27 protein-coding genes, 1 tRNA gene, 1 pseudogene and 1 riboswitch are annotated in these 25776 nt (G+C 55.6%); of the genes and pseudogenes, 7 read left to right on the forward strand and 22 right to left on the reverse strand.

The window, feature by feature from the left end:
• From I6L45_RS17720 to I6L45_RS17735, 4 genes are all read right to left on the reverse strand, one after another.
• Positions 1-1509, reverse strand: coding sequence for a PTS transporter subunit EIIC (locus tag I6L45_RS17720; protein ID WP_216982809.1), 1509 nt, complete (start codon positions 1507-1509; stop codon positions 1-3).
• A gap of 118 nt (positions 1510-1627) precedes the next feature.
• On the reverse strand, positions 1628-2386 hold the full coding sequence (locus I6L45_RS17725) for a MurR/RpiR family transcriptional regulator (protein ID WP_216982810.1): 759 nt from the start codon (positions 2384-2386) through the stop codon (positions 1628-1630).
• A gap of 230 nt (positions 2387-2616) precedes the next feature.
• Complete coding sequence (locus tag I6L45_RS17730) at positions 2617-3381, reverse strand: DeoR/GlpR family DNA-binding transcription regulator (RefSeq protein ID WP_216982811.1); 765 nt, start codon at positions 3379-3381, stop codon at positions 2617-2619.
• A gap of 43 nt (positions 3382-3424) precedes the next feature.
• Positions 3425-4234: an HAD family hydrolase gene (locus I6L45_RS17735; protein ID WP_216982812.1), complete on the reverse strand. Its 810-nt coding sequence runs from the start codon at positions 4232-4234 to the stop codon at positions 3425-3427.
• Between the two features lie 179 nt (positions 4235-4413).
• Between I6L45_RS17735 and I6L45_RS17740 the strand changes: the two genes are divergently transcribed.
• The gene (locus I6L45_RS17740) at positions 4414-5601 is read left to right on the forward strand and encodes an MFS transporter (RefSeq protein ID WP_216982813.1); all 1188 of its coding nucleotides are present in this window, start codon (positions 4414-4416) and stop codon (positions 5599-5601) included.
• Positions 5598-6113, forward strand: a complete 516-nt coding sequence (locus I6L45_RS17745; protein WP_216982814.1) for a phosphoribosyltransferase — start codon at positions 5598-5600, stop codon at positions 6111-6113. The genes I6L45_RS17740 and I6L45_RS17745 overlap by 4 nt, the downstream gene beginning before the upstream one ends.
• A 533-nt stretch (positions 6114-6646) precedes the next feature.
• On the opposite strand, the pseudogene I6L45_RS17750 reads toward I6L45_RS17745, so the two are convergent.
• The 5 genes and pseudogenes from I6L45_RS17750 to I6L45_RS17770 all read right to left on the reverse strand — a co-directional run bounded on the left by I6L45_RS17750 (position 6647) and on the right by I6L45_RS17770 (position 11532).
• Positions 6647-6747, reverse strand: a pseudogene (locus I6L45_RS17750).
• 265 nt (positions 6748-7012) lie between these two features.
• Positions 7013-9667: a TrlF family AAA-like ATPase gene (locus I6L45_RS17755; RefSeq protein WP_216982815.1), complete on the reverse strand. Its 2655-nt coding sequence runs from the start codon at positions 9665-9667 to the stop codon at positions 7013-7015.
• 140 nt (positions 9668-9807) lie between these two features.
• Entirely contained in the window at positions 9808-10185 is a 378-nt protein-coding gene (locus I6L45_RS17760) for a hypothetical protein (RefSeq protein ID WP_216982816.1), read from the reverse strand.
• Positions 10186-10327: 142 nt separating this feature from the next.
• On the reverse strand, positions 10328-10885 hold the full coding sequence (locus tag I6L45_RS17765) for a hypothetical protein (RefSeq protein WP_216982817.1): 558 nt from the start codon (positions 10883-10885) through the stop codon (positions 10328-10330).
• A 131-nt stretch (positions 10886-11016) separates the two neighbouring features.
• Positions 11017-11532: a hypothetical protein gene (locus I6L45_RS17770; RefSeq protein ID WP_216982818.1), complete on the reverse strand. Its 516-nt coding sequence runs from the start codon at positions 11530-11532 to the stop codon at positions 11017-11019.
• A gap of 78 nt (positions 11533-11610) precedes the next feature.
• On the opposite strand from I6L45_RS17770, the gene I6L45_RS17775 reads away from it, so the two are divergent.
• Positions 11611-11703 carry a phage integrase N-terminal SAM-like domain-containing protein gene (locus tag I6L45_RS17775; protein ID WP_254204398.1) on the forward strand — a complete coding sequence of 31 codons (93 nt, stop codon included), beginning with the start codon at positions 11611-11613 and terminating at the stop codon, positions 11701-11703.
• 156 nt (positions 11704-11859) lie between these two features.
• A protein-coding gene (locus I6L45_RS17780) for an IS3 family transposase (protein ID WP_216982260.1) occupies positions 11860-13013 on the forward strand; the annotation gives its coding sequence in 2 pieces (ribosomal slippage) (positions 11860-12097 and positions 12097-13013; 1155 coding nt in all).
• Here I6L45_RS17780 and I6L45_RS17785 read toward each other — a convergent pair.
• The 3 genes from I6L45_RS17785 to I6L45_RS17795 all read right to left on the reverse strand — a co-directional run bounded on the left by I6L45_RS17785 (position 13010) and on the right by I6L45_RS17795 (position 14919).
• Positions 13010-14146, reverse strand: a complete 1137-nt coding sequence (locus tag I6L45_RS17785) for a phage integrase N-terminal SAM-like domain-containing protein (RefSeq protein WP_254204343.1) — start codon at positions 14144-14146, stop codon at positions 13010-13012. The two genes, I6L45_RS17780 and I6L45_RS17785, sit on opposite strands and share 4 nt — an antisense overlap.
• Before the next feature lie 83 nt (positions 14147-14229).
• Positions 14230-14317: transfer RNA gene (locus tag I6L45_RS17790), tRNA-Ser, on the reverse strand.
• Positions 14318-14463: 146 nt separating this feature from the next.
• Complete coding sequence (locus tag I6L45_RS17795; protein ID WP_197068463.1) at positions 14464-14919, reverse strand: YbjN domain-containing protein; 456 nt, start codon at positions 14917-14919, stop codon at positions 14464-14466.
• Positions 14920-15076: 157 nt separating this feature from the next.
• Between I6L45_RS17795 and I6L45_RS17800 the strand changes: the two genes are divergently transcribed.
• Positions 15077-16414: a flavohemoglobin expression-modulating QEGLA motif protein gene (locus I6L45_RS17800; RefSeq protein ID WP_216982819.1), complete on the forward strand. Its 1338-nt coding sequence runs from the start codon at positions 15077-15079 to the stop codon at positions 16412-16414.
• Between the two features lie 68 nt (positions 16415-16482).
• Here the strand turns inward: I6L45_RS17800 and I6L45_RS17805 are convergent, their stop codons facing one another.
• Positions 16483-17064: a thymidine kinase gene (locus tag I6L45_RS17805; protein WP_043760026.1), complete on the reverse strand. Its 582-nt coding sequence runs from the start codon at positions 17062-17064 to the stop codon at positions 16483-16485.
• Positions 17065-17149: 85 nt separating this feature from the next.
• Positions 17150-18730, reverse strand: a complete 1581-nt coding sequence (locus tag I6L45_RS17810) for a Na+/H+ antiporter NhaC family protein (protein WP_043760024.1) — start codon at positions 18728-18730, stop codon at positions 17150-17152.
• A gap of 87 nt (positions 18731-18817) precedes the next feature.
• Positions 18818-18989, reverse strand: a riboswitch (Lysine riboswitch).
• Positions 18990-19306: 317 nt separating this feature from the next.
• Here I6L45_RS17810 and I6L45_RS17815 point away from each other — a divergent pair.
• A complete protein-coding gene (locus tag I6L45_RS17815) occupies positions 19307-19711 on the forward strand; it encodes an H-NS family nucleoid-associated regulatory protein (protein ID WP_043760023.1) in 405 nt (134 codons plus the stop codon).
• 70 nt (positions 19712-19781) lie between these two features.
• Here the strand turns inward: I6L45_RS17815 and I6L45_RS17820 are convergent, their stop codons facing one another.
• From I6L45_RS17820 to I6L45_RS17840, 5 genes are all read right to left on the reverse strand, one after another.
• Complete coding sequence (locus I6L45_RS17820) at positions 19782-20345, reverse strand: cob(I)yrinic acid a,c-diamide adenosyltransferase (protein ID WP_216982820.1); 564 nt, start codon at positions 20343-20345, stop codon at positions 19782-19784.
• Positions 20342-20572 (reverse strand): DUF3820 family protein, encoded by a 231-nt coding sequence (locus I6L45_RS17825; RefSeq protein ID WP_043760020.1) that lies wholly within the window; start codon positions 20570-20572, stop codon positions 20342-20344. Before I6L45_RS17825 ends, I6L45_RS17820 begins: the two co-directional genes overlap by 4 nt.
• A 1-nt stretch (position 20573) precedes the next feature.
• The gene (queE, locus tag I6L45_RS17830) at positions 20574-21245 is read right to left on the reverse strand and encodes a 7-carboxy-7-deazaguanine synthase QueE (protein ID WP_216982821.1); all 672 of its coding nucleotides are present in this window, start codon (positions 21243-21245) and stop codon (positions 20574-20576) included.
• A gap of 61 nt (positions 21246-21306) precedes the next feature.
• Positions 21307-22014 carry a 7-cyano-7-deazaguanine synthase QueC gene (gene queC / locus I6L45_RS17835; RefSeq protein ID WP_216982822.1) on the reverse strand — a complete coding sequence of 236 codons (708 nt, stop codon included), beginning with the start codon at positions 22012-22014 and terminating at the stop codon, positions 21307-21309.
• A 22-nt stretch (positions 22015-22036) separates the two neighbouring features.
• Entirely contained in the window at positions 22037-22696 is a 660-nt protein-coding gene (locus I6L45_RS17840; RefSeq protein WP_216982823.1) for a tRNA-uridine aminocarboxypropyltransferase, read from the reverse strand.
• Here I6L45_RS17840 and rrtA point away from each other — a divergent pair.
• A complete protein-coding gene (gene rrtA / locus I6L45_RS17845; protein WP_254204344.1) occupies positions 22662-23240 on the forward strand; it encodes a rhombosortase in 579 nt (192 codons plus the stop codon). The two genes, I6L45_RS17840 and rrtA, sit on opposite strands and share 35 nt — an antisense overlap.
• A 90-nt stretch (positions 23241-23330) precedes the next feature.
• On the opposite strand, the gene pyrF is transcribed toward rrtA, so the two are convergent.
• The 3 genes from pyrF to I6L45_RS17860 form a co-directional block, all read right to left on the reverse strand.
• Complete coding sequence (gene pyrF, locus I6L45_RS17850) at positions 23331-24029, reverse strand: orotidine-5'-phosphate decarboxylase (RefSeq protein WP_216982824.1); 699 nt, start codon at positions 24027-24029, stop codon at positions 23331-23333.
• A 151-nt stretch (positions 24030-24180) separates the two neighbouring features.
• Positions 24181-25347 carry a lipopolysaccharide assembly protein LapB gene (gene lapB, locus I6L45_RS17855; protein WP_216982825.1) on the reverse strand — a complete coding sequence of 389 codons (1167 nt, stop codon included), beginning with the start codon at positions 25345-25347 and terminating at the stop codon, positions 24181-24183.
• Positions 25348-25356: 9 nt separating this feature from the next.
• The gene (locus tag I6L45_RS17860; RefSeq protein ID WP_010675000.1) at positions 25357-25641 is read right to left on the reverse strand and encodes a LapA family protein; all 285 of its coding nucleotides are present in this window, start codon (positions 25639-25641) and stop codon (positions 25357-25359) included.
• Positions 25642-25776 lie beyond the last annotated feature (135 nt).

Consider the following 25776-nt stretch of genomic DNA (forward strand, 5'->3'; position numbering starts at 1 on the left):
TTATACGGCTTTGGATGTCAGCGGCTGGGGTTGGCTTATTTCGGCATCGGTCTGAAAGCCCGCCATCCAGGAGAAGATGACGCCCAGGGTAAAGGCCACGCCGATGGAGAGCAGGAAGCCCAGGAACTGCGCCATGTGGCCCTCTTTGAAGAACACCGGCAGCACGGCGATGCCGGGGATGCAGTAACTCCAGGAGACCGCGTTGAAGGCCCCCGCGACCGTGCCGCCGATTGCACCGGCCAGGCAGCCGCAGATGAGCGGGCGTTTGAAGCGCAGGGCCACCCCGTAGATGGCGGGTTCGGTGATGCCAAACAGGGCGGTCACGCCGGCCGAGAGGGTCACGCTTTTCAGCTCGGGATCCTTGGCCTTGAAGTAGACCCCGAACACGGCGCCGGCGATGCCGAACACGGCGGAGGCTTGCAGGCCGGTAAAGGTGTCATAGCCCAAGGTGGCGTAGTTGCCGACGGTGACCGGGGTGATGCCCCAATGCACGCCCAGGGTCACCAGCGGTGTCCAGACTGCGCCGACCACGAACCCAGCGATGGCGGGGCTCAGGTGATAGAGGGTGTTGTAGATGCCGCCGATGGCGCCACCGATCAGGTTGCCGATGGGGCCGAACGCGAGCAGGGTCAGCGGCACCATGATGGCGAGGCAAAACATGGGGGTGAAGAGGTTGCGCACCACCACGGGCAGGATCCGCTCGAAGAAGCGCTGCACATACGACATGGCCCACACCATCAGGATGATGGGGATCACCGCCGCGGTGTAGCTCAGATATTGTACCGGCAGGCCGAAGAAGGTGAGCGGCGCGCTGTTGAGGGGGATCCCCGTCAGGTTGACGATGGCCTCGTTGATGGCCGGGTTCTCCATGGCCGACTGCATCAGCGCCTGGACCGCCGGATCCGCGGAGTTCGCCAGAACGATCTTGTTCGCGGTCAGCATGTTCATGTAGTCAGGCGAGACCAGGGCACAGGCCGCGATGACCGCGGTGAAGGGGTTGACGTTGAACTTCCTGGCGGCGGTGAAGGCCACCATCACCGGCAGGAAGGTGAACCCGGTCCAGGAGACGAAGTTGAGAATGCGGAAAGTCCCGCTACCAGCGTCCATCCAGCCGATGGCGGCGAAGAAGGAGATGAGCCCCTGCAACACGCCGCAGGCGGCCAGCGGATAGAGGAAGGGGGCGAAGATGCTGGAGATGATGTCCATCAGGTGGTTGACGAGCCCGACCCTGGGGGCGCTGACCGCGGCGCCCTCGTCGATCTGCACCAGACGCAGCACCTCCCGGTAGGCATCCCCGACGTGATTGCCGATCACCACCTGCAACTGGCCGCTGGATTCGATGACGGTGATGACCCCCTTCACCCGTTTCAGCACCTCCTTGTCGACCCGCCCCGTCTCTTTGAGGACGAACCGCAGGCGCGTGGCGCAATGGGTGACGCTCACCACGTTGTCATCACCACCGATTAATTCGACGATCTGTTTCGCCGAATCCGCATAGTTAATTGCCATAGTTATTCTTCCCTGCCATGTATTAATTAATATCGACGTCATGCAAATTTCGATAATGGATGGTAGGGAAAGCATTTCACCTTGTCACGGCATAACAAATCCCCAACGATGTCACTTGTTACGGAAAAGACACGCCCTGTGACAACTCGGCGCTGATTGTTTTTGCCAATTGGCGACCAATGGATTCGATAATATAAATCACCGGCACTTGGGTAGTAATATCATATTCATTGTCGACCACCACTCTCGCCGCATGATATGAAATATTGAAATCCGCCATCTGTGCCAATGTGGATTTATTGTCGCTGGTGATGGTGATGACCTTGCAGTGATGCAGCAGGAATTGCTCCGCCAGCTTGATGATCTCCGTCGTCTCTCCCGAGACCGAGAGCACGATCGCCACCGCCTGCTTGTACATGTCGGTGTTGACCGGGTAGTAGGGATCGTCGATGTGGTTGCTGAACTTGCCAATGTTGGAGAAGAAGCGCGCCCCGTAACGCCCGAGCGTGCCCGAGGTGCCGGCCCCCACGAAGATCACCCGCTCGGCACCAGCGATCTGCTCCGCCGCGTTCAGGATCAGGGCATCGAACTCCTCGTTGTTGATGCTCTTGAAAAATGCGAGAAACTCGTTGGCTCCGTGGGGAACGGATATTTGACTGCGCTTCTCGGCATTCATCTTGAGATAGGCTTTTAATTCCGCATAGCCACTGCAATTCATTTTCTTGCAAAAGCGCAATATGGTGGCGGTTGACACATCGCTCGCTTCGGCCAGCTCCCTGATCGTCATGTAAATAACCGTCTGATGATGTTTCATCACATAGTTATAAACTTTAAACTCAAAGGTATTTAACGTGGAGACCAATTGATTATTAAACATTCCCGTTCGCCCTGAGTCGATATAAATCTGATTTGTAACGATGTCACGCAGTGTAACAAAAGGACCAAATCAATCGAGAAGGGCGAAAAGTAAATGCGGGAAACGTGATGATTATCACGCCCGATTCAGGGAAACGCGGCCGTGAATACCACGGGGGCCGTGCTCATTCTGATGAGCAGTGCGCCCGGGCTCCACGGCCGCGGCTTTCTGATACGGCCGCCGCCCCAGGGTCAGCCGGCGGTGATGACGGTGCAGCCCTCCCCTTCGAACGCCTTGAGCAGGGCGGGGTCCTGCCGGGTGCAGATCAGGTAGTCGAGATCCGCGGCGTGCAGATAGGGGTAGGAGGCCAAGGACTCCAGCTTGTCGTCATTGCACAGCACCGCCAGCGAGCCGGAACGCTCCGCGACCCGGCGTTTGAACTCGCTGTCCTGGTAATGCACGGCGCTGAAGCCGAGATCCGAGGACCAGGCGCAGACCCCCAGGAAGCCGAGGTCGAAGCGGAACTTTTTGATGGTCTCGGCCGCCGTGATGTCGACGGCCCCGCCGACCAGCGGATCCTGCTCGCCACCGAGGAGGATGGTCCTGATGCCGGGTCTCTCCAGCAGCCGGCAGGCGATGGCCGGGCTGTTGGTCACCACCGTCAGGCCCTGATGCTCCGGCATGAGGGAGGCCAATAGCAGGTGGGTGCTGCTGGCATCCAGGAAGATCAGCTGGTTCGGTTTGACCAGGCTCAGGGCGGCCACGGCCAGCGCCTGCTTCTCCGCTACATGCTGGGTACTGCGCTCGGTCAGGGTCCCCGTCTGTGGCGACAGGGAGATGGCGCCACCGTGAATGCGCTTGCAGCGCCCCTCATCGGCCAGATAGCGCAGATCCCGCCTGATGGTCGCCTCCGTGGTGCCCAGCGGCTCCGCCAGCTCCGCCGCCATCACCTTGTGGTGCGCGGCCAGCAGATCCAGAATGAGGAGGCGTCGCTCCTCCGGTGAATACTTGTCCATGGTGTTCCCTTGTAATGGCCGGGCAATCATCGCCCGGCCCGTCTCACGCCCCCTGCCGCTGCAGTGCGAGCAGTTGCAAGATGGTGTGCATGACGGCGTCTTCATCGTTCGAGCGGATGATGAAATTGGCGGCGTCCTTGGTCTCGTCGTGGCCATTGCGCATGGCGAAGCTGAAGTCGGCGCACTCCATCAGCTCGATGTCGTTGAGCCCGTCGCCAAAGACCAGGGTCTCATGGCGACCGGCGCCGACCAGCTGCTGCAACCTGGCCACCGTCGTCCCCTTGTGCACGCCGGCATTGGCGATGTCTATCCACTGCTTGTCGGACGCCACTATGTAGGCCTCGTCATCAAACTCGTCAAGCTGGCTCCGCAGCTCCAGGCAGCGGCCCTGCTCGTCATAGACGGTGATCTTCACAAAGTCCGCGGTGATATCGCCAAAATCGGCGACCGTCTGCACCTGGGTGTAGGAGCGGCGCACCAGGGCTTTCAGATGATCCGGCACCTCCTCCCGGATCGCCGCGCAGGCCGCCGTGCAGGCGATGACGATGTGCTCACCCGGCAGACGCTCCAACCGACGGATGATGACCAGACCCAGGGCGTTGTCCAGCAGCGACTGATAGACGTAGCGACCCTGGTGCTTGATCCGGGTGGCGCTGTCTCCCAGGATCCAGAAATTGGCGCTCTGCGCCCCCAGCAGCTCCTCGACCCGGTCGACCTGTTTTCCCGTGCAGGGCGCAAAATGTATCCCCTGCTGCGCCATGGCGGCAACCACCTCGGCGAACAGGGCTCGGTTGTAATCCCCCCTGCTATTGAGGAAGGTGCCGTCCATGTCCGTGATGATGAGTTTGATCATGCTGTTACCTCGGATGTATGCATTCTGACCGAGGTCATCATATCGCCACAATGAACACACACAAACAAAAATAAGATCATTTATGTTCATATTTGATCTAAATGATCATAGCATGGCCTCCTCGCTCGGAGGATCCCAGGCACAGCCCCCCTCCTTCGATTGTCATTCAAGGAGACCCCATGTTGTCCACACTCTCCAGCCGGCGGCCCCGGCGTGAGCGGCTCGCCACCCGAGCTACCTTCTTCTGCTCGGGCTTTGCCACGGCGGCCTGGGCCTCCATCATCCCCTTCGTCAAACTGAACGCCCAGATAAGCGACGCCACCCTGGGCATCATGCTGCTCTGCCTCGGAGGCGGCGCACTGCTTGGCATGCCCATCGCAGGCATCTATACCAGCCGCGTCGGGTGCAAGCGGGTGCTCGTGGGGGCGGTGTCCGCCATCGCCCTACTGCTGCCCTGCCTGCTGCTGGCAAGCTCTCCCTGGCTGCTGGCCCTCACCCTGGTCTGCTACGGGATGAGTGTCGGCACCACGGGCTGCGCGATGAACATCCACGCCCTGGCCGTCGAGCAGGAGGCAAAGAGGCCGCTCATGTCCGGCTTTCATGGCTTCTACAGCCTGGGCGGCATGGCCGGCGCCTTCATCCTGGCCCTGCTGCTCACCCTCGGCATGGGCCCCATCGCCGCGACCCTGGCAACCTCGCTGCTGATCATGGCCCTGCTGGTACTGAACGCCCCCGGCTACAGGACGGACGCCACCGCCCGCAGCGGGCCGCTCTTCGCCCTGCCGCGAGGGCCCGTCGTCGTCATCGGCATCGTCTGCTTCGTGTTCTTCCTGGCCGAGGGGACAGTGCTCGACTGGAGCGGCATCTTCCTCAACGAATACCGCGCCGTGCCGGCGAGCGCGGCGGGGCTGGGCATCCTCTTCTTCTCCATCGCCATGACGACGGGGCGCCTGCTCGGGGATCGCGCCGTCGCCAGGCTGGGGGCCCGCGTGGTGGTGACAGCAGGCACCTTGATCGCCGTCACGGGTTTCCTGCTCAGCCTGTCGCTGCCCCAGTGGCAGACGGCGCTGCTGGGGTATGCGCTGATCGGCCTGGGCTGCTCCAACATCGTCCCCGTCATGTTTTCGGCGGCCGGCCAGCAGTCGCTCATGCCGGGGGCCCTGGCGATCACCGCCGTCTCCACCCTGGGCTATGTCGGGGTGCTCTCCGGCCCCACCCTGGTCGGCTTTGGCGCCGACGCCTTCGGTCTGCCGGCAGCCCTCCACGGCGTCGTCTTGCTGATGGTGCTGGCCCTGCTGCTCAGCAGACGCGTGCGGCTGGCACCACGGGCCACCCCTCTTTCAACAACCTGTCAGGAGCTGCCATGAGAAACCCTGTTTTCGGCGAGGTGGTATTGAAAACCGAGGACATTGCGCTCGGCGTCGAGGTCATCGCCAAGCGGCTCAACGAGCGATTCACGGAGGCGGTGGTGATCACCGTGGTGCCGGGCGGCATGCTGTTTACCGCCGATGTCGTCAGGGCGCTGCGCTTTGATGTCGCCATGGACTATATCTCCTGCCCCCACACTCCGGGGGAGCGCCACAACGCCTCCCCCATCGTCTTTCACGACAATGTCGGCATCCGGGGCAGAGACGTCATCCTGATGGACGACGCCATCGAATCGGGCGGCACAATGAAGCGGCTGGTCGCGCACCTGCAGGCGTTCGCGCCACGCTCGCTGTCCATCGCGACCCTGTTTGTCAAACAGGGGCGCGTGGCTATCCCCGCCGAGCAGTTTTATGCCTACGAAATGACGAGCGATGACCTGTTGGTCGGCTATGGCCTGCCCTGGGAACACAAGTACCGGAATATCCCCTATGTCTCCAGACTGAGGCGATAACGAGAGCAACGGACAAGGCGGCGGAAAGGCTGAGAGCAAAAGACCATTCAGGGTAAAGCCTGGCGGTGAGGGAGGGATAATTCGCCACTGCGTGGCTCATCCCTTCTGGGCGGCCCCCGGCCGTTCATCGCAGCCAGCCACTCTGCACGAACCCCGCGAGGGTTCTCAGCCTCCCGAAGTTCCGAGCGAGATGTGAAAAGGACTCACCTGGGTGGTCCCTTCTGAAGTGAGCTTCCCGGTCGGGATTGTCCCCTCCCTGACGCCCGCCTGTCTAACAGGGTTCGAACCGAGCCACCCATCATCGGATAAAGCAAAAGGCCCCGTCTTGCGACGGGGCCCTTTGCTTTATTTGGCTGTGAGGGAGGGATAATTCGCCACTGCGTGACTCACCCCTTCGGGGCGGCCTCTGGCCATTCATCGCAGCCAGCTGTTCTGCTCGAGCCCGTCGAGGCATCTCTCCCTCTCTCTTCGAGATGAGCCGATGATTCTTCCCCAAAGCAAAAAACCGACCATCAGGTCGGTTTTTTACAATTTGGCGGTGAGGGAGGGATTCGAACCCTCACTTTTATATATCACAGCACAAATATAACCTTCATTTTCAATGACTTACGCCATTATTGTCGACCATAAAAGCAACGCAATTGACTCAAGCTATTGCCATGAGTTTTCTACATATTTTATAAAGAGAAATTTTGAAATGTCAAGAACATGAACATACTTTCTGACTATCGGAATCATGTTATCGTTTCCTCTGAATGGCGAATCGATTCACGTCCTCGCGAACTCCTGCTTTGCGGTAACGCCGCATTAAGCGGACTAAAATTGTTGGTTATAATGTGGAGCGAAGCGGAACCTAACCAACTGTTTTAGTTCCGTTTAAATTCCTTGTTTTTTAGCCCTTACTTAAAACCATATTTTTCTTTTCTTCGATTAAATGCATCTTCACCACCTTCAAGAATTTTAGCAGCAAGGTTTTGAATATTTGGCTGATCTATTGAACCTTGATTTTGAATGGGCAAAGTTGCATTTTCATTCGTTGATTCCAAAACTCCAATCCATTCAGCGTCACCAAAAACAGGTATATTTGCATTATGTGTAGCAAAAATAAACTGTCTGGTTAGTTTGGCATCTCGCACTTGGGTAACAATTCGTTCTGCAATAAATGCGTTGTCGAGATTATCTTCCGGTTGATCTAAAAGTAGAGGATCTTGGTTATCAAGTAAGAGCATGTGCAATAAGGCTGTACACTGTTGACCTGTTGATAATGAATCAAGTTTTTTATATAAAGGCTCTTCACTGCTCGAAACATTCAGCTCAATACCAACCAAATCATCGATCTTAAATTCTTCAATTTCCATTATTTGTTTATTGCTGATTTTTGATAATCTATCAGCGGTAGTCGAAGTCATACCCCAATTTTTCTCTAATAAAGCATCCGATCCTTTCTTGATAGTCTCTGCGAATAGAGGTGCCGAGAACTCATCTACACCTTTCATCCAAGAAAGTCTTCCCTCAGCGACATCAGGTAAATGATAACTTACGATAAGTTTTATTAATCCCAGTCTATCTTTTTCTGCTGAGTAATTTACTTTTATATTGCCCTTTAATTTTCTATTTAGCTGTTTTACGCCCTTTTCAAAAGCTGTAGCTCTGTTGGTTTTTTTCTCGGACAACTCAGACAGTAGAGTCTGTCTCTTAGCTATTTCTTTGTCCAGCTTACCTTGTTCAGTTACAAGTTCCGCACGCTTGGGTTTTAATCTCTCGATATTTTTAATTAAATCCCGATATTGTTCACCAATTTGTTTTCCAGTCAAACCTTCAACAGGAGCCAACTTTTTAAACTCTTTAGTGATGGACTCTTCTTGTTTCTGTATGCTTTCTTGAAGTTCTTTGTCAAGTAGATCTATCTTCTGCTGAGAACTTTCTGAATCCAATTCTATTTTTGCAATAGATTTATTGATGTTATCTTTTAATTCAGACAATACTAATTTAGCGTTTTCAAATGTTTTTTTGTCGGGAAATCCCTTAATCAACTCTTCGGTAATAAAGTCACCGCATGGAATAGATTCATAGAACTCTTTTAGTGCTTTCTTTAACGTGTCCATCTTTTCTGCAACCGTTTTGAAAGTACTTCTTTCCGACTCAACGATTGGTAATAGTTTCAATTGCTGGTCTATTCCAAGCTCTTTATACCTATTTTCATCTTCCTCGTGAGCCTTCAAGGCTTCCACATCAGATTCTAAGCTAGAGACGCTAGATGTTAAATCAGCGATATTATTTCTTGTTGTAACTAACGACTCCTTAACTGTTGAAATACCTGACTCTTGCTCAATTTTATCTGTATTTAGAAATCGTTCTACTACTTTTAGTTGCTCACTTGGTTCTTTGGCGATTTCATGAATTTCATTTTGACCAAATATTTCAATATTAGGTAATAAGTCTCTAGGAGAAAAAATAGAAACAGCTCCGCTTTCATCTTTTACTATCGGGGATTCACCATAGCGTCTTGATATTTTATACAATTTCCCATGTTTTACTGCTGACTTGATAGTTAATTCAGCGAACCCTGAACCAAGATTCTGCTTTATAACTTTAAGGTGTTGTGCTTTTGTTTCTTTACTAATAGGTTCAATATTTAAAACATAGCGAATCGCCTCTATTAAAGTCGATTTACCTGTTCCTCTGCCACCTATTAAAGCATTTAAATGCTCAGAATAGTTAATATGAATTCCATCGAGAAACCCACCAACAAACCTAACCGATTCTATTCTAGAGTAATATTTCTCTTTAATATCAGAGTTAAGGCGAACACGGGATTCAGAATCTGAAAACGCTAGTTTAAATGAGGAAAAGCAGGGCGTTGACATTTTAACCAAGCAAGTCGCATTTTCTTTTCTTAATGTTTCAGGGTCTTCTATATCTTTAGCATTTATAATCGCAATATTTTTTTCACGTTTATAATCAGGGTTTTTATTTAGAAGAATCTGGTGATATGCTTGATCACCTTGTTCTTTCAGTGCTTCTAATGAAGTAGGGATTTGTGCCGCATGTAAATTCGGATTTTTCCAAATATTGTTTAATTTTTGTTTTAAAACACCGCTGTCATCTGTGCAATGTGCAGCATACACAAAGCCACCTTTATCCTTAACTGTAGACAGAATGAAGTCTGCACTTTTAGTTGATGGTTTTGTGCCATTAAAACTATCTATATCAAACTCATATAAATAATTCTTTAAAGTCTGAATACTTGTATCTTCTGGGTATAAACAAACTAAATGTATTTTCTCACTAGATGCAATTTCAAATCCTGGAAATACGATGACTCCTTGTGCATTAAAAGTTTCTTTGATTTTTACAACAGAATCAACATTGCCATGATCGGCTATTCCCACAACCTTTATTGATTCCTCAAGGCAAACTTCCAATAGTTTCTGATTGTAGTCATCTTCTGATATACCCTGATTCTTCCCTCGGTACTTTATATAACTTGCAGGATTTACTTGTAATGCGCACTTCCAGAATTTTGCCTTAGTGTGTTCAACAGCCATATTCATATATTCAATCCTTAAATTTAACACCGAGGCTAGCAGGGCTTAATAACGTATTGCTAATTGGCTGCCGCAGCGCAGCGTAGGCAGTCCAGTGGAGGCCACATTGTTTGTGACCGGAACGAAATTAAGCAACTTGTTAGCTTTTATATTGCGGCATATGACTTGCCTTCTAGCAAGCCATTGGGTGATAAAGTTAAGCTAAAGCGTTTAAATAGCCCAAAAAATTCATTGTAAGGCATATCAATTTCAATTTCGTTTAGAGCTAGAGCATCACCTTCAGCTTTCATTTTCTCTTGGATATTGTCATAACCACCAATATTTGAATGTAGAAACCTAACTGTAAGGGTATGTTCTCTTACATTATGTACAGACGAATAAACTTGAATGCCGAGTACAAAGCTATTCTCAGAAATGTGGTGGTGGTTTCTTAGATAATCAGTTGCATTTTGATTGTCATCTCGATCTGCATGAACAGATCCATCAAGATCTTTATATTGAACACCTGGTTCGAAAATTGTCATGACATGTCCTTTTAATATATGTGATAGTTGGTAGTGAAAGAAAGCTAACGCCCCGCTAAACGGCGAGCGTTAGCGAGTCCGGTGGAGGCCACGCTTTTTATGGTCGGAACGAATTTGAGCGGCTTGTTAAATTGCACCTGCACTATGCCTCTCTAATGTGTTTGGCGAGATCAGAAGCAAGCTGAACATAAGACCTCGCATCGTTTTCGCTAAGATCCAACTCCTGTGCATGTGCAGCTTTATTTCTTAGCTGCCTCAACTTGTTGAAAACAGAAAGCTGCTTTTCATCAATTATTTTACACTGAAGCAGATATTCTCCAAGTCTTGGCATATTCCAGGAGGTTTCATTTGGAGGTTTCCCCCAGAATGAACTCGCTACAGTTACACTTGCAGACTCGACTTCTAGCCAAGCCTCCATGATTGCTGCACGAGTTGAAAAGGTAACAAGATTTAAAAGGTTCGAGGACGTAGAAGCGATTGATGGGGCCTCTTCCCCCTTCTCCTTTGCTATTGCCTCAACTTCAGCTTTTAGTTCAGAAACCTCTTGAGCAAATTCAAGCTCAATTTCCTTATATTTCAACTTGCGTAGCAAAGGTATAAGTTCAACGATTGGTTTCCGGAGCAAGACAACGAGGGCAATGGCTGTAGCTGGCCATGCCACAGCTTTAATTAGTTCCGATATAAAAGTAAGAACGTCCATTTAACCTCGATATTTCCAGTGCAATTTAACGTCGCACTAAGCAGACTAAAATTGTGGGTTATAATGTGTAGCGAAGCGAAACGTAACCCACTGTTTTAGTTCCGTTTAAGTGCCTTGTTATGTGCTTGACATTAAAGAGAATAGCTTTCCATTAATTTTCGCCAATCAACAAACTCACCTATTGTTTTAAGTTGAGCATCATCGATATATCTATTTTTAAGTTCTTTTCTACACCTATCTATATACTGAGTTACGACTTCAAAAATTTCATTGTTATCTAGGCCTCTTGAAATGGACATTTCAGCAGCTAATTTATGTGTTTTATATTCAAATTCTTTTTTACGAGTTTTTACAATTCGCCTAGCTTTAACAGCCCAATACTCACCTCTAATTTGGTTTCCTACGAAGTGAAGTTTTATATACCCAATGATTTCATTAAAGTCCCAAACAGAGCCGTAACTATTACGTAAAATATATTGTGATTGCAATTTAACGCTAGGTTGTTCTTTATGAACCTGCCTAGCTAGTTCGTTTAACTCTTCGTTGCTACTATTATATAAATGCTTCTCAACAAACTCCTCTCGTTGTTGATAATACTTTTCTGAAGATATTCTATACACCGGTATGATTAAAAACTCAGTATCCACGTAAGCCTCTTAGTACATAACAGTGATTAGATGGAAGGCGCCAGCAAGCCCCGCCTGCGTGAACAGGTCAGGACAGTGATGCGTTTACATCACTACAGCATCCGTACTGAAAAGTCCTACTTGTACTGGATCCGCAATTTCATACGCTTTCATCAACTGCGACACACGTAGGAACTCGGTTCTGCTGAGACCAATGCTTTTCTCACCCGGCTTGCCGCCGAACGAAAATGTGTTGCCGATTGACAACCAAGAAATTAGTACAGCTGAATCGCCCCTACTTTCCTAGACACCCCAAGAGCCTCAAACTGAGGTCATTCAGGAGGTGTTATGAGCAAACAGCAACGTTACACGGAAGAATTCAAATTGGCCGCCGTCAAGCAAGTGACTGAGCGGAATTACCCAGTGGCAGAGGTTGCTGAGCGGCTTGGTGTTTCCAGCCATAGTCTTTACGCCTGGATCAGGCGCTACAGCCAACCCGACGTGCAGCAACAGCATGACTCCAGCCAGCAAGCCGAAATTAGGCGCCTCAAGGCTGAACTGCGCCGCGTCACCGATGAGCGAGATATCTTAAAAAAGGCCGCCGCGTACTTTGCCAAGCTGTCAGGGTAAGGTACGCCTTCATCCGGGAGCACGCGTCCACATATCCCATCCGCAGACTGTGTCGAATGATGAATGTCCACCCGAGCGGTTATTACGCCTGGCAGCTCCAGCCTTTATCTGCCCGAGCCCTGGAAGACCAACGCCTCCTGGGCCAGATCAAGCAATGTTGGCTAGAAAGCGGGGGCGTCTATGGTTATCGTAAGATCCGGGATGACCTGCGAGAGATGGGAGAGACCTGCGGGAAACACCGGGTGGCGCGATTAATGCGTCATGAGGGTTTACGTTCACAAACCGGTTATCGTCGCCGTCCCGGTCATTATGGTGGCCAGCCGGCAGTGGTTGCACCGAATCATCTTGAGCGCCAGTTCGATGTGACTGAGCCAAATAAGGTCTGGGTAACGGACATCACTTATATCCGAACCCATGAAGGCTGGCTCTATCTGGCCGCAGTATTGGATTTGTTTTCACGACAAGTCATTGGTTGGTCAATGAGGCCAAGGATCGACCGAGAGCTAGCCATCAGCGCGTTACTGATGGCGGTGTGGCGACGGCGACCTGAGCAGGAAGTGTTGGTTCATTCCGACCAAGGTAGCCAGTTTAGCAGCTATGACTGGCAGGATTTTTTGCGGGAGCACCGGCTCAAGGCCAGCATGAGCAGACGTGGTAACTGTCATGATAACGCGGTGGCGGAGAGTTTCTTCCAGCTCCTAAAACGCGAGCGGATCCGACGTAAAACCTATGCGGATCGCGAGGAGGCCCGGCGGGATGTGTTCGATTACATTGAAATGTTTTACAACCCCAAGCGTCGGCACAGTTTCAACAACGGGCTATCGCCAGTAGAGTGTGAAAAGCAATATTTCGAACGGCTCAAAAGTGTCTAGAGAAGCCGGGGCGATTCAGTATGCCGCAGCCCGTAAAGCGTGGGACGGCCCTGACCTACGATGCCAGCATCATTGAGGTGGCGTTGGAAGCGACAGGTGATGTTATGCGCCCAGTCGTCGTCTTTGCCTGATGGTTGGTCATCGAACAAAAATACCTTCCCTTGACTGCGACGACTCTCCACATAGTCCAGGAATTGATGTCCGATCAACGCACTGTGCAGTGGCACGGTACGGTACGCATTGACGGTTTTGAGCTGCTGATCCGCTTCTCCCGCATCGACCACCAAACACCAAATCCCCTCGACCTGTTTGATGTTGTGAGTTTTGAGCTGACAGGCCTCAGAGGGACGCAGCCCTGCATACAGGCACAAGAGCGGTACCCACCAGTCCTGGATTTTCAACTTTTTGCCTTTCTGGGATTGTTTGCTGCGCAGGCTGGCAAACAGTTGGGCCAGTTGAGGGCGATACCAGCGCACTCGCTCCTCATCCGCCCGTTTGTTCGGCTTTTTACCTGCCGTCAGCCCATCGAATGGGTTACGACTGCAATAGTCCAGTGCCACGCACCAACGGAAGAACTGTTTCAGGGCAGCCAAATAATCGGTCTTGGTTTTGAAACTGATGTCGGCCTTACGCAGCAAGCCGTTGCGATACTCCTGTGCCAGCGCGGGCGTCACCTCATCGACTTTAACCCCTTTGGCCCAGGTGACGAAGGCGTTGATCCGAAGTTGGAGCTGGCCCACCGACTTGTGCTGGATCCCCTCACTGGTTTTAGCCTCGATGAATCTCGCCAATGCGTGGGTGAGCGTGATCCCACTGCTGGGGCAAGCTGGGGCATCAACAGAAGGTTCACGAGGTATGGAAGGTGTTTGAGGAGGGATGAACCCCGCTGCTTTGAACGCGTCTAGATCGGCGCGGATCCAGCGATAGAAACTGCGGGGGGCTGTATCGGCAGGGGTAGCCGCGATAAGTGCGCGAGTACGAGCTGCCACAGCCAGGTTTCGGTCTACGGCGAGCTGACGATCTTTGGTGCAAAGGGAAGTACGGATAGCGAAGGGCAAGCCACGGTCACGTAATGACTTAGGCAGCGGGAGACGAGTGTAGTAGGTGCCGGAGGCATTTTTACTCAGATACATGATTGTTCCACCCAGTTGATCCAGGAAAAAAATCACGTAAGTCTAGAAATGAAAAAACCCGTTGAAATTCAACGGGTTATATTTGGCGGTGAGGGAGGGATTCGAACCCTCGATACGTTGCCGTATACACACTTTCCAGGCGTGCTCCTTCAGCCACTCGGACACCTCACCAAATTTTGGTCTGTGGTTTAACGTGCTCAGCCAACACGGTGTTCGTTGCGCGGTTGCGCTGGAACGGGGCGTAATGTAGGGGAAAGCCCCGCCGCCGTCAACGGCTTTTTGGCCGCAGCGAACCGTTCGCACATTAAACGCACAAATCAGTGCACGGACTCCGGCGCAACCTGGATTTCCGGCAGGTTCAGGAAGCCCAGACGTTCGCATTCGGCCACCACTTCGTGGGTGGCCGACGTGGTGCTCTCCACGAACAGCAGGAACTGCTCGACACTGAGCCCCGCGCGGGTAAAGACGGTGTGGCCCACGATGAGGCGCGGCAGGTTGTCGTCGATGATGTCGAGGAACACCTTGAGGGAGGGATACTGCATGTTGAGACGCCCCAGCTCGGCCATCAGCGGCAGCAGGGATGAGGGGCGCACCTCCAGCTCGGATGAAAACAGCAGCCCTTCCTCTTCGACGAAGATCCGGCTCTCCTGAATGCCCTCGACGGACTGCAGGGAGACCATGTGGATGCCGTGGCACTGATCGCACACATAGTGCTCGATCCGGGCCTGCTGCAACCAACGCATTATCATTTCAGAGCTGGGGATATTCATCATTTCCACGACGCTATAGGGATCAAGGGGCGCAGTCTAAACCAATTTTCAGACAACCAAAAGCACACAGGCCGGATCAGCCGCGGTCCCGCTTCTTTTTGACAATCCCTGTGCCTATACTCAGCCATTCTCGTAGCCCCCCGCCTCCATGGAAGGCCAGATGACCATCCAAGAAAAGTATCGCCTGCACCTGAAATCCCTCTCGGATGAACTGCTCGCCCTGCAAAAGCCCATCCGCATCCTGGATGCGATCAAATGGCCCCGCCACCTGCAAGACGACTTTCTCGCCAAGGGTGGGAGGGAGCTGCCCGCCATCGACGCAGACTTCTATCACGCCCTCCCCCTGGGATTCGATCCCCGCAACAAATACCTGGAGCTCAAGGAGCTGAGGGACAGGATCCGCCGGCGCCTCGGTCCCCAGGACGATCTGGGGCGGATCCTGCAAGAGACGGTGGATCAATACATGGTGGTGATCGAGATGCTGCGCCAGCGCGGGCAACCGGATTTCCAGCGCTACAGCCAGCGGCTCTACGGCTCGGCCAGCGATCACCTGCGCGGGGATCGCAAAACCCTGAAAGAGCTGGGTGCGCGGCTGTGCGATATCTTCTCCCTGCCCGGTGCCCGTCATCTGGTACGCCCCTACCCCAAGGAGTTCGAGGGGGACGCCGCAGTGGCGAGGTTGCAGGGCAAGCTGTCGAGTTACTTCAGCGACGGCACAGTACAGGTGAAACTCAGCGATGGCATCGTCTCCGATGCCGCCGCCGGGGGGGATTACATCAAGCTCAACTCCCACGCCCGCTTCTCGGAGCTCGATCTCCAGGTGCTGGAGGTGCACGAGGGCTGGGTTCACGTGGGCACCACCTTGAACGGTCGTCAGCAATCCTACGCCACCTGGCTCGGCGCCGGCTCGCCGCGCATCACCGCCTGCCAGGAGGGGCTCGCCGTGCTCATCGAGACCCTCACCTTCAGCTCTTTCCCGGACAGGGCCAAGCGCATCTCGGATCGGGTCATGGCCATCGACATGGCGGAGCGCGGCGCCGACTTCATCGAGGTGTTCCGGCACTTTGTGGACAAGGGGGCCAGCGAACACGATGCCTACAAGATCACCCAACGGGTCTTTCGCGGTGGCATGGTGGCCGGCGGTGCCTGCTTCACCAAGGATCTCTCCTATGTGAAGGGCTATGTGGAGACGGTCAACTTCATCCGCAGCGCCGTGCTGGAGGGGGTGCCCGAGATCCTGCCCATGCTGTTCGTCGGCAAGGTGACCCTGGACGACATCCCTGTGCTCTACCAGCACTATCTGGAGGGGCTCATCGATGCTCCCCGCTACCTGCCCCCCATGTTCCGCGATCTCACCGGCCTCTACGTCTGGTTCGGCTTCGCCTCCGGCATGTCCCTGGTGGACATAGGCCGGGTGCAGCAGCATTTTCGCCAGCTGTTCCACCGCCTGCCGGTGGCCGATCCCATCATCGCCCCCGTCGATATCGAGATCGACTGAGCCGTCAGAAACAAGAAAGGCGCCATATTGGCGCCTTTCTTGTTCACGTTGCACGCATCAGCCGCGGGTTACTTGAAAGCCCGCCCCTCCAGATAGTGCTTGCGGCAGAGCGACACATAGCGATCGTTGCCGCCGATCTCCACCTGCTCGCCATCACGCATCACCTGCCCTGCTTCATTGACGCGAGAGTTCATGTGGGCCTTGTTGCCGCACCAGCAGATGCTTTTCAGCTCCTCGAACTTGTCGGCCAGGCAGAGCAGGTGGTAGGAGCCGGGGAAGAGTTCGCCACGAAAATCGGTCTTGAGGCCGTAGGCGATCACCGGGATGTCCTGCTCATCGACGATGCGGGCGAGCTGATAGACCTGTTCACGGGTCAGGAACTGCGCCTCGTCCACGATGAAGACATCGATGTGACGCTCGGCGTGACGCGCCTTGACCATCTCGAACAGATCGCAGGTGTCGCTGAACACTTCCACCCTCAGCTCCAGCCCTACCCTGGCACTGATGACCCCGAGCCCGAAACGATCGTCGATGGCCGGGGTCATGGCCAGCGGAACCATGCCGCGCTCCAGATAGTTGAAATGAGCCTGGATGAGCTGGGTCGATTTGCCTGAATTCATGGTGGCAAATTTGTAGTGCAGTGAAGCCATGATGGAGTTCCGAAAGGGGAATGATGGGGCGCATGCTAACGAAAGCCCCCGCCAAAACCAAGGGGCCCGAAGGCCCCTTGTGCTCTTATGCGACGGCCAGCGCGCGATGCTGCCGGGTTTTGCGCAAATGGTAGCCAGAGAATATCAGGAACCAGAGCGCACTGACGGTGAAGCCGGCCAGCACAGAATGCATCAGCCCCATCACCAGGTAGCCGAGGGCGGCACCGAAGGCGACAGCCAGCGCATAGGGAAGCTGCGTCATCACGTGATCGATGTGATGGCAACCGGCGCCGGTGGCCGACAGTATGCTGGTGCTGGAGATGGGCGAGCTGTGATCGCCGAACACCGACCCCGCCAGCACGGCCGCCAGCATGGGCAGCATCAGGGCCGCATCGCTGGCCGCTGCCATGTCGCCGGCAAGCGGCAGCATGATGCCGAAGGTGCCCCAGCTGGTGCCGGTGGCAAACGCCATGGCGCAGGAGAGCACGAAGACCACGGCAGGCAGTACTTCGACGGGCAGGTTGCCGTTGGCCAGGGAAGCCAGGTACTTGCCGGTCTCCACGTCGCGCACCACGGCGCCAATGGTCCAGGCAAACAGCAGGATGTTGATGGCCGGCAGCATGGCCATGATCCCTTGCGGCGCAGCCTTCATCCAGTTGCTGGCGCCCAGCTTCAGGCGCATGGCCAGGCCGATGGAGACCACCAGGCTGCACAGGGCGCCATAGACCAGGGAAGAACCCACATTGGTGTTCTCGAAGGAGCCGAGCACGCTGAACGGCAGCCCCTTGTCGGCCAGCACGGTGGCACCGGAGTCGATCATGAAATAGACGGTAGCCAGGGTCAGGGTCAGGATCGGCAGCACCATGTCAATCATGCCGCCATTGCTCTCCTCCGGGCTCTCCATGTCCAGACCGATGGGGCGGCCCTTGGACTCATCCCACAGCTTGCCCTCCAGGGCCCACTGCTCGTGCTGGCGCATGGGGCCGATATCGAGCTGGAAGGCGATCACCACCAGCACCATGATCAGGGTAAACACGGCATAGAGATTCATGGGGATCATCTCCACGAAGGCCGAGATGGGGCTCTGCTCGGTCAGACCGTGAGCCGCCATGATGCCCCCCACCAGGGCGATGATGTAGGCCCCCCAGGAGGAGATGGGCATCAGCACGCAGACCGGTGCGGCGGTGGAGTCCAGCAAATAGGCCAGTTTGGCGCGGGAGATCTGGAAGCGATCGGTCACCGGACGACAGATGGCCCCCACCGACAGGCTGTGGAAGAAGTCATCGATGAAGAAGGCAAACACCATCAGACCGGTGAGCGTCTTGGCCCCCTTGCGGGTCTTGGCGCGGCGCTCGGCCCACTCCGCAAAGGCCCGGGTCGCCCCGGAGACGCTCATCAGGCTGATGAGGCCACCGAGGAGCAACATGAAGATGATCATGTTGACGTTGTCACGATTGAGCGCGCCATCGACCCAGAAGATCTTCAGCACTGTGTTCAGCATGTAATGCAGGGAATCGAGAGGAGAAAACTGGTTCAGCAGCAGGCTGCCTGCGACTATGCCCACCCCCAGCGACACCAGGACGCGGCGGGTGATGATCGCCAGGGCGACGGCCAGCAAGGGGGGAACGACGGACCAACCGGAGTCGGCGAAGTGAACGATGTCCATGATCTCTTTGCACCTAAAGACAACAGGTGGAGATCTACCGAGAGGATCAAAGAAACAAAACCCATGGGGAGGTCATACTCCTCAGCCCCTTCAGGTAGCGCTCCATAGTGAATGACTATGGCAGTCCTGCACCTATTAGATGCAGAACCAGCAACCCGGTATGATGGCCTGGTCACTTCGGCGCTGACTCCTTTCCTTGTGCATCATCGGCATCACCCTCCGCACAAGTAGTCATAGGCAGCGCGCCTCTACTTAAAGGTATTCGCGGCACATTTTATCGAGCCACCGGGTGATAGCAAGTTTTTTGATTAAATTTCAAGGCAGCTATGGCAAAACAAGGGGAAATGGTAGTCAAATGGTTCGCAATATTGGCACAGAGCGACATTTTCATCTACCTGGAACTCATTCGGAAATGCACACATCCAACAGGATAAATATATCTTCAAGAATATTTACGCTTCTTAATTTATCAGCCTAATTAATTATTTCGGTAGACTTGACTTGATGCCAACCCCCCCTATAAATTACCGAAAAACATCTTCCCCTCCATAATATTCTGCTCGCGTGGTAGCCAATATGAACGAGTTTTTGAAAGTACTGTTGAATATCCGTAGCCTGCGGGCAACTTGCCGTGAATTGACGCTGGAACAGCTGGAAGAGGGATTGGAGAAACTCTCCGCCGTGGTCGCTGAGCGTCAACAGGATGAATCTGCCGAACGCCAGGCCCGCGAAGAACATCAAAAGAAAATTGCCGAATACGCCGAAATGCTGAAAGCCGCGGGAATCGATCCGGCTGAATTGGTGACCACGGCCGCCATCGACAGCCCCAAGGCCAGCAAAGGCAAACGCGCCCCCCGTCCCGCCAAATATCGTTATCTCGATAATGGCGTGGAAAAGACCTGGACCGGCCAGGGTCGCATGCCCTCCGTCATTGCCAAGGCCGTGGCCGAAGGCAAGTCCGTGGAAGACTTTGCCATCTGAGCGTGAATGCCCTTCCCCGCCAAATAAAAAACCTCGCCAGGCGAGGTTTTTTATTGCCAGAGTCTGCCCTTCAGCGCCGCTCTGCGGCCTTAACCCAGAGCACTTCAGGGATGCCCTGCGAGACCAGCAGATATCTGGCCACCGTGAAAAACCAATCACTTAGCCGATTCAGGTAAGGCAGGACAGCCGGGTTCACCCGCTCTTCCCGGCTCAGCCCCAGCAGCAAGCGCTCGCAGCGGCGGGTCAGGGTACGTACCACGTGGGCCTGGGCAGCCGCCCGCGATCCGCTCGGCAAAATGAAATTACGCAACACCGGCAGCTGGGCGCTGTAGGCATCGATCTGCTGCTCCAGTCTCTGGGTCCAGCTCTCGTTGACCTGCCAGAGGCTGGCCTCTTGCGCCTCGCTGGAAAAGGCCAGCTCGCCGCCCAGATCAAACAGCTCTTGCTGCAGCAATATCAGCTCGGCCAATAATACCGTCTCGTCGGCGGGTATTTCGGCCATCAAGAGTCCTATCTGGGAATTCAGCTCGTCGATGGCACCATAAGTTTCCACACGTCGATCATCTTTGGCCAGGGAAGTTCCGTCAGCCAGACGCGTGAGCCCCTTGTCCCCCTGCCTCGTATATATTCTCATTCTGACATCCTGTTAATAATGGGAATAATCATGGACTCCAGCCCATTGAGTTTTATCTCGTACGCCAGTGCCAAAGATTGGCCAAGGGCGCCGGCAGGAAAGCCGCTGCGTGCCATCCATACCAGATAGGGTTCAGGAATATCGATGATGCGCCGCCCGCGATATTTCCCGTACGGCATCTTCTGCGTCAGGGTTAGCAATACCCTCTCATCACCGAGTCCGTCCATATCAATCGATATTCAGGTATTTATGGGTCTGGATGGAGAGCCGCCAGTTGCGGGCGATGCAGGTCGCCATCGCCAGCTCGGTGGCTCTGGGTTTCTGGCTGATGGGTTGCAGCGCGATCACCACATCCTCGCGCAGCCGGGCGCTCGCCAGCAGGGCGTCGAGCTCCTCGATGTGTCGCTCCGTCGCTACCGGGTGCTTGATCTCGTTGGCCCGCTCCAGGGCCGACACCAGCACCGGCAACCCCCCTTTCATGCCGATCTTGGGGGAGACGGTCACCCAGGTCTGCTCATGGGTCAGGATCTCGCTGGTGCCGCTGGTTTCGATCTGCACCTGGTAACCCGATGCCACCAGGGCCGACGAGAGCTCGTGCAGATCATAGAGGCAGGGCTCGCCACCGGTTAACACCACGTGGCGCGCCCGGTATCCCAGGGTATCGAAGCTGGCCAGGATGTCGTGGGTGCTCATCTTGCTCCAGCCATCGGATTCGTTGGATCTGTCCAGCACCTCGCCGCGCCCGACCTCACGGGCGGGATCCACCACCCAGGTATGGCGGGTGTCGCACCAGGGGCACCCCACCGGGCAGCCCTGCAGGCGAACGAAGATGGCGGGCAGGCCGGTGAAGACCCCCTCCCCCTGGATGGTCTGGAAGATCTCGTTGATTGGATAGTGCATCTTGATCACGACTGGCTACAAAAGGCGCGGATTATACCCCAAAGCCCGGCGCGGCACAGGCTCAACTTCCGCTTTTCTCACCGAGCCCGGTTTTCTCGTACAACCGGGCCGCAATGGCTGCCCTGTCGGCCAGATAGAGGTCTAGCCCCCGTCGGCGCAGCTCGCAGGCAGGACAAGCCCCGCAGCCATCCCCCTGGATGCCGTTATAGCAAGTCAGGGTCTGGTGGCGCACGGTATCCAGGTGACCGTAGTGATCCGCCAGTGCCCAGGTCTCGGCCTTGTCGAGCCACATCAGGGGGGTCTCGAAGCGAATGGCGCGATCCAGCCCCAGGGAGACCGCCTGATTGAGCGCTTTGACAAACTCGTCGCGGCAATCGGGGTAGCCGGAGAAATCGGTCTCGCACACCCCGGTGATCACCGCCTCGGCGCCCACCTGATAGGCGTAAATGGAGGCCAGGGTCAGGAACAGGATGTTTCGCCCGGGTACGAAGGTATTGGGCAGGCCGTTATCCTGCAGCTCACCGCTCACCGGGATATCGTCCCGGGTCAGGGCCGAGATGGCGAGCTCCCCCAGCATGGTGACGTCCATCACCTTGTGGGCGGCAATGCCAAGCGCCCCGGCCAGCCGGCGCGCGGTCTCTATCTCCGCCCGGTGGCGCTGGCCGTAATCGAAGGTGATGGCGTGCACTTCGTCATAAAGAGCCTGAGCCTGCACCAGACAGGTGGTGCTGTCCTGTCCCCCACTGAATACCACGACGGCTTTTTTCACGTTCATCACTCCTCTGGGCAGTTCAACGGCGACGACCCTGTGCAAAGTCATGCCACTGCCGGTTCAAATGGGTAAAAAGGGTCATCAGAGGGGCGAAGCGCTCAGGCTCGCCCTCCCATTGGGATAACAGATGGTAGCCCGCCTCCAGGGTCGACAAGGCGCCGGGAAACGGCTTTTTGCGAATGGAATACTGCCCGGCAAGATCGCCGAGCGTGATCCGCGGCAGCCCGAGCAGGGCCGTCGAGCTGTGCAGCATGCGGTATGCCTTGCGCCAGGTGCCATCGAGCAGAATGAAGTGCGCCCTCGCCTCTCCCCCATCGGCACGGCGTGCGAGGTGCGACCTCGCCTGTGCCGGAGTCATCGCATCCTCATCAGGCCACAGCAGATAGCACTGTACTTTGGGGTCGGCCAGCAGGGCATTGAGCGCCTCGTCGCCGGAGAAATCCTCACCCACGTGGATGCGGACATCGGTGAGAGACGCCGCCAGCAGCGCGGCCGTCCCCTTGGGGTGTCCCACCTCGCCGGGGTGTTGCAGGATGTGGAGCGGTGCGAGATGAGGTACCCGCCGGATATAATCGCACAGGCACGCTTTGAGGGCTCGGGTACAGCGTGTACAGTATCGGCTCTCTTTGTCGTTGGGCTGTTTCATGTTGTCTGAAAAATCGGGTCTGCTCTGGGTCATCGCGCTTTCGCTCGTCACTGCCTTGCTCTTCTTCACCGTGCCGAACCATCAACTCGCTTTCGAACGCGACCTGATCGCCCAGGGCGAAGGGTGGCGCATCATAACAGGCAATCTGGCCCACACCAATGGATGGCACCTGCTGCTCAACCTCTGCGGGCTGGCGGTACTCTACAGCCTGTTTCAGGAGTATCTGACAGGGTGGCGCCTGCCCGTGCTGCTGCTCTTGCTCGGCGCCGCCGTCGGGCTCGGGATCTGGTGGTGGTGCCCGCAGACCCTGTGGTACATGGGCCTCTCCGGCCTGCTGCACGGCCTGTTCGTATGGGGGGCCATGCAGGATATTCGCTACCGCCGTCACTCCGGCTGGCTCATGCTGCTGGGCATCGTCATCAAGCTGGGTGTGGATTTCTACAGCGCCGGAGAGAGCCCGGTTTCCGCCCTCATCGGGGCCAGGGTGCATATCGAATCGCACCTCATCGGGTCCGGCGCCGGCCTGCTCCTCGGCCTCTTCCCCATCAGCCTGGGTATCCAGGTCAGCAAGAGCTGAGCCCGTCCACCGGGCAGCCGTCAGCCATTCCCCAAAATGCGACAGGCCGGATCTGGGATCCGGCCTGTTGTGTTATCGAGGCTCAGTCCGTTAGCGGCTCAGCTCGGCATTGATCGCCCCCAGCACGGCAGCAGGCTCCCCTGACTGGGTAATGGGACGCCCGATGACCAGGTAGTCGGCACCCGCTTCCACCGCTGCCAGCGGTGTCATGACGCGGCGCTGATCCCCGGCGGCGGATCCGCTTGGACGAATGCCCGGGGTCACCAGCTTGAACTCGGCCCCGAGCAGAGCCTTCAGCTCGCGAGCCTCCTCGGCGGAGCAGACCACGCCATCCAGTCCCGCCGCCTTGGCGAGGGTGGCCAGACGGATCACCTGCTCTGCCGGGGTCACATCCAGCCCCAGAGGCGCCATGTCGGACTGCTCCATGCTGGTCAGCACCGTCACCCCGATGAGCAGGGGGGCCTTGTCGCCGTATGGCAGCAGCGCCTCCTTGGCGGCACGCATCATCCGCTCGCCGCCGCTGGCGTGGACATTCACCATCCAGACGCCAAGTTCAGCGCTTGCCGCCACCGCCTTGGCCACCGTGTTGGGGATGTCGTGGAATTTCAGATCCAGGAAGACGTCGAACCCCTTTGCCACCAGCTGGCGGACGAACTGGGGGCCAAACAGGGTAAACATCTCCTTGCCTACCTTGAGGCGGCACTGGGCCGGGGAGATCTGTTCGATGAAGGCGAAGGCGTCGGCTTCGTGCTGATAATCCAGCGCAACCAGTACTTTGGGGTCTTGCATGTCACTTCCTATGGGTTGTTATGCCACATCCAGAGGCAGCCGGACCGCAGACCGGGTGCACACTGGCATCTGAATTACTTGGGTGTCCTTGGTCGACAGGGTGGGCAGCGCACCTGTCCCACATGGGGGCTGACGTCTTATCTGCTGACTCTTATTCTCCATCCAGGCCACGGATCGGCTTGATGGAGCCCCACTGCCGGCAGGAAGGACACTGCCAGAACAGCGAATGGGTCGCAAAGCCGCACTGACGGCACTTGTGGGTCGACTTGATCTTGATCTGCTCGCCGACCAGCTGCTGCAGCAGCTCGAGGCTCTCCTTGGCCGGCCCCTCTTCAGCGCTTGCCAGCTGGAAGCCGACCAGCTGATAGAAGCCTTTCATGGAGGGGTGGCGGCGCAGTTGGCGCAGCACCAGAGCGCGGGCCTGGCTCAGGCCGTCGCGTGCCTCGACCAGGTTGGCCAGTGCCAGCGTCACGCTGACTCCGGCATGATCCTCCACCGCCTTTTCCAGCAGCGGGATCAGCGCCTCGCTGCGGCCGAGCTCGCGATAACAGTCGAGCAGCTTGGGGATGGCTTCGGAGGCAAAATCGATGTCCTGTTCGAACACCCGCAGCAGCTCCTTGCTGGCCTCCTCGAACTTGCCCTCCTCCATCGAGAGATCGGCCAGTCGCAGGCTCGCCCGTGCGCAAGCCGGATAGGCGCCGAGGGCACGCTTGAGTTTGGCGATGCCCGTTACCCTGTCGCCGTCGCGCAGGGCGTTCTCCGCCTGCTCGCAATAAAAATGAGAGATGGGTTCGGCCAGTTTCTTGCCCTGGAATTTCTGCAGGCGACTGGCCACCTCGATGGCCCTGTCCCAGTCACGCAGTTTCTGATGGATGACGAGCAGCTGGGCCAACGCCGTCTCCTCGAAGTCACTGTCCTCGCAAAGCTCCTTCCAGAGCGCTTCGGCCCGATCCAGGAGCCCTGCGGCCAGAAAATCGCGGGCCAGCTCCTGCAGCGCGAGCTGGCGCTGCTCCCGGGTCAGCTGGCGGGCGACCAGGTTCTGGTGGATCTTGATGGCACGATCGACCTCGCCCCGCTGGCGGAACAGGTTGCCGAGGGAGAGATGGGTTTCGATGGTTTCGCTGTCCACCTCCAGCAGCTGGATGAAGAGATCCACCGCCTTGTCGGATTCATCGGACAGCAAATAGTTGAGACCCGCCACGTACTGGCGGGAAAACTTGTTACTCTGTTGCTGGGTGTCCTGGCGAACACTCCTGCGTCCCATATACCAGCCATAACCGGCGGCAATGGGCAACAGCAGGAAAAGCAGTTCAAGCATCGAGGGACATTATTCCTTGGTTGTCGACCGGGCAAGCTCCAACTCGCGAGATTGACGACGCATGGTTCGATTCAGAGTGCGGTTTTGCAGTTTGAGGCGCAGGAAGAGCAGGCCGAATACCAGCCAGCCCAGCAGGAAACCACCGGCGAAGAAGAATCCCAGCAACATGGAGAGCGAGAACTCCCCCTGGGCGATCAGATAATTGAACTGTACCAGCTGACCGTTTTGCGAACCTATGGCCAGCGTCAGAACAAACACCAGCACCAATGGGATGAGGGCCAAGATACGCTTCATGGGAGCTCCCTGTCTGTAGCTAATGAGAAACTGATTATCCTTAAAATCACCGGCAGACTCTAGAGCGAATGGGAAAAGACTGCGAGAAACCCGACAATGCGCAGGTTTGCGCAGGTTAAAGACGGTAAAAATAAA

It is taken from the genome of Aeromonas sp. FDAARGOS 1415 (genome assembly GCF_019048365.1).
GTDB classification, from domain to species: domain Bacteria; phylum Pseudomonadota; class Gammaproteobacteria; order Enterobacterales; family Aeromonadaceae; genus Aeromonas; species Aeromonas taiwanensis.

Excerpts from the sequence above, each read along its gene's own strand:
- I6L45_RS17720 (WP_216982809.1), bottom strand. The coding sequence starts at position 1,509 with ATGGCAATTAACTATGCGGATTCGGCGAAACAGATCGTCGAATTAATC.
- I6L45_RS17725 (WP_216982810.1), bottom strand. The coding sequence starts at position 2,386 with ATGTTTAATAATCAATTGGTCTCCACGTTAAATACCTTTGAGTTTAAA.
- I6L45_RS17730 (WP_216982811.1), bottom strand. The coding sequence starts at position 3,381 with ATGGACAAGTATTCACCGGAGGAGCGACGCCTCCTCATTCTGGATCTG.
- I6L45_RS17735 (WP_216982812.1), bottom strand. The coding sequence starts at position 4,234 with ATGATCAAACTCATCATCACGGACATGGACGGCACCTTCCTCAATAGC.
- I6L45_RS17740 (WP_216982813.1), top strand. The coding sequence starts at position 4,414 with ATGTTGTCCACACTCTCCAGCCGGCGGCCCCGGCGTGAGCGGCTCGCC.
- I6L45_RS17745 (WP_216982814.1), top strand. The coding sequence starts at position 5,598 with ATGAGAAACCCTGTTTTCGGCGAGGTGGTATTGAAAACCGAGGACATT.
- I6L45_RS17755 (WP_216982815.1), bottom strand. The coding sequence starts at position 9,667 with ATGAATATGGCTGTTGAACACACTAAGGCAAAATTCTGGAAGTGCGCA.
- I6L45_RS17760 (WP_216982816.1), bottom strand. The coding sequence starts at position 10,185 with ATGACAATTTTCGAACCAGGTGTTCAATATAAAGATCTTGATGGATCT.
- I6L45_RS17765 (WP_216982817.1), bottom strand. The coding sequence starts at position 10,885 with ATGGACGTTCTTACTTTTATATCGGAACTAATTAAAGCTGTGGCATGG.
- I6L45_RS17775 (WP_254204398.1), top strand. The coding sequence starts at position 11,611 with ATGCGTTTACATCACTACAGCATCCGTACTGAAAAGTCCTACTTGTAC.
- I6L45_RS17785 (WP_254204343.1), bottom strand. The coding sequence starts at position 14,146 with ATGTATCTGAGTAAAAATGCCTCCGGCACCTACTACACTCGTCTCCCG.
- I6L45_RS17795 (WP_197068463.1), bottom strand. The coding sequence starts at position 14,919 with ATGATGAATATCCCCAGCTCTGAAATGATAATGCGTTGGTTGCAGCAG.
- I6L45_RS17800 (WP_216982819.1), top strand. The coding sequence starts at position 15,077 with ATGACCATCCAAGAAAAGTATCGCCTGCACCTGAAATCCCTCTCGGAT.
- I6L45_RS17805 (WP_043760026.1), bottom strand. The coding sequence starts at position 17,064 with ATGGCTTCACTGCACTACAAATTTGCCACCATGAATTCAGGCAAATCG.
- I6L45_RS17810 (WP_043760024.1), bottom strand. The coding sequence starts at position 18,730 with ATGGACATCGTTCACTTCGCCGACTCCGGTTGGTCCGTCGTTCCCCCC.
- I6L45_RS17815 (WP_043760023.1), top strand. The coding sequence starts at position 19,307 with ATGAACGAGTTTTTGAAAGTACTGTTGAATATCCGTAGCCTGCGGGCA.
- I6L45_RS17820 (WP_216982820.1), bottom strand. The coding sequence starts at position 20,345 with ATGAGAATATATACGAGGCAGGGGGACAAGGGGCTCACGCGTCTGGCT.
- I6L45_RS17825 (WP_043760020.1), bottom strand. The coding sequence starts at position 20,572 with ATGGACGGACTCGGTGATGAGAGGGTATTGCTAACCCTGACGCAGAAG.
- queE (WP_216982821.1), bottom strand. The coding sequence starts at position 21,245 with ATGCACTATCCAATCAACGAGATCTTCCAGACCATCCAGGGGGAGGGG.
- rrtA (WP_254204344.1), top strand. The coding sequence starts at position 22,662 with ATGTTGTCTGAAAAATCGGGTCTGCTCTGGGTCATCGCGCTTTCGCTC.
- I6L45_RS17840 (WP_216982823.1), bottom strand. The coding sequence starts at position 22,696 with ATGACCCAGAGCAGACCCGATTTTTCAGACAACATGAAACAGCCCAAC.
- pyrF (WP_216982824.1), bottom strand. The coding sequence starts at position 24,029 with ATGCAAGACCCCAAAGTACTGGTTGCGCTGGATTATCAGCACGAAGCC.
- lapB (WP_216982825.1), bottom strand. The coding sequence starts at position 25,347 with ATGCTTGAACTGCTTTTCCTGCTGTTGCCCATTGCCGCCGGTTATGGC.
- I6L45_RS17860 (WP_010675000.1), bottom strand. The coding sequence starts at position 25,641 with ATGAAGCGTATCTTGGCCCTCATCCCATTGGTGCTGGTGTTTGTTCTG.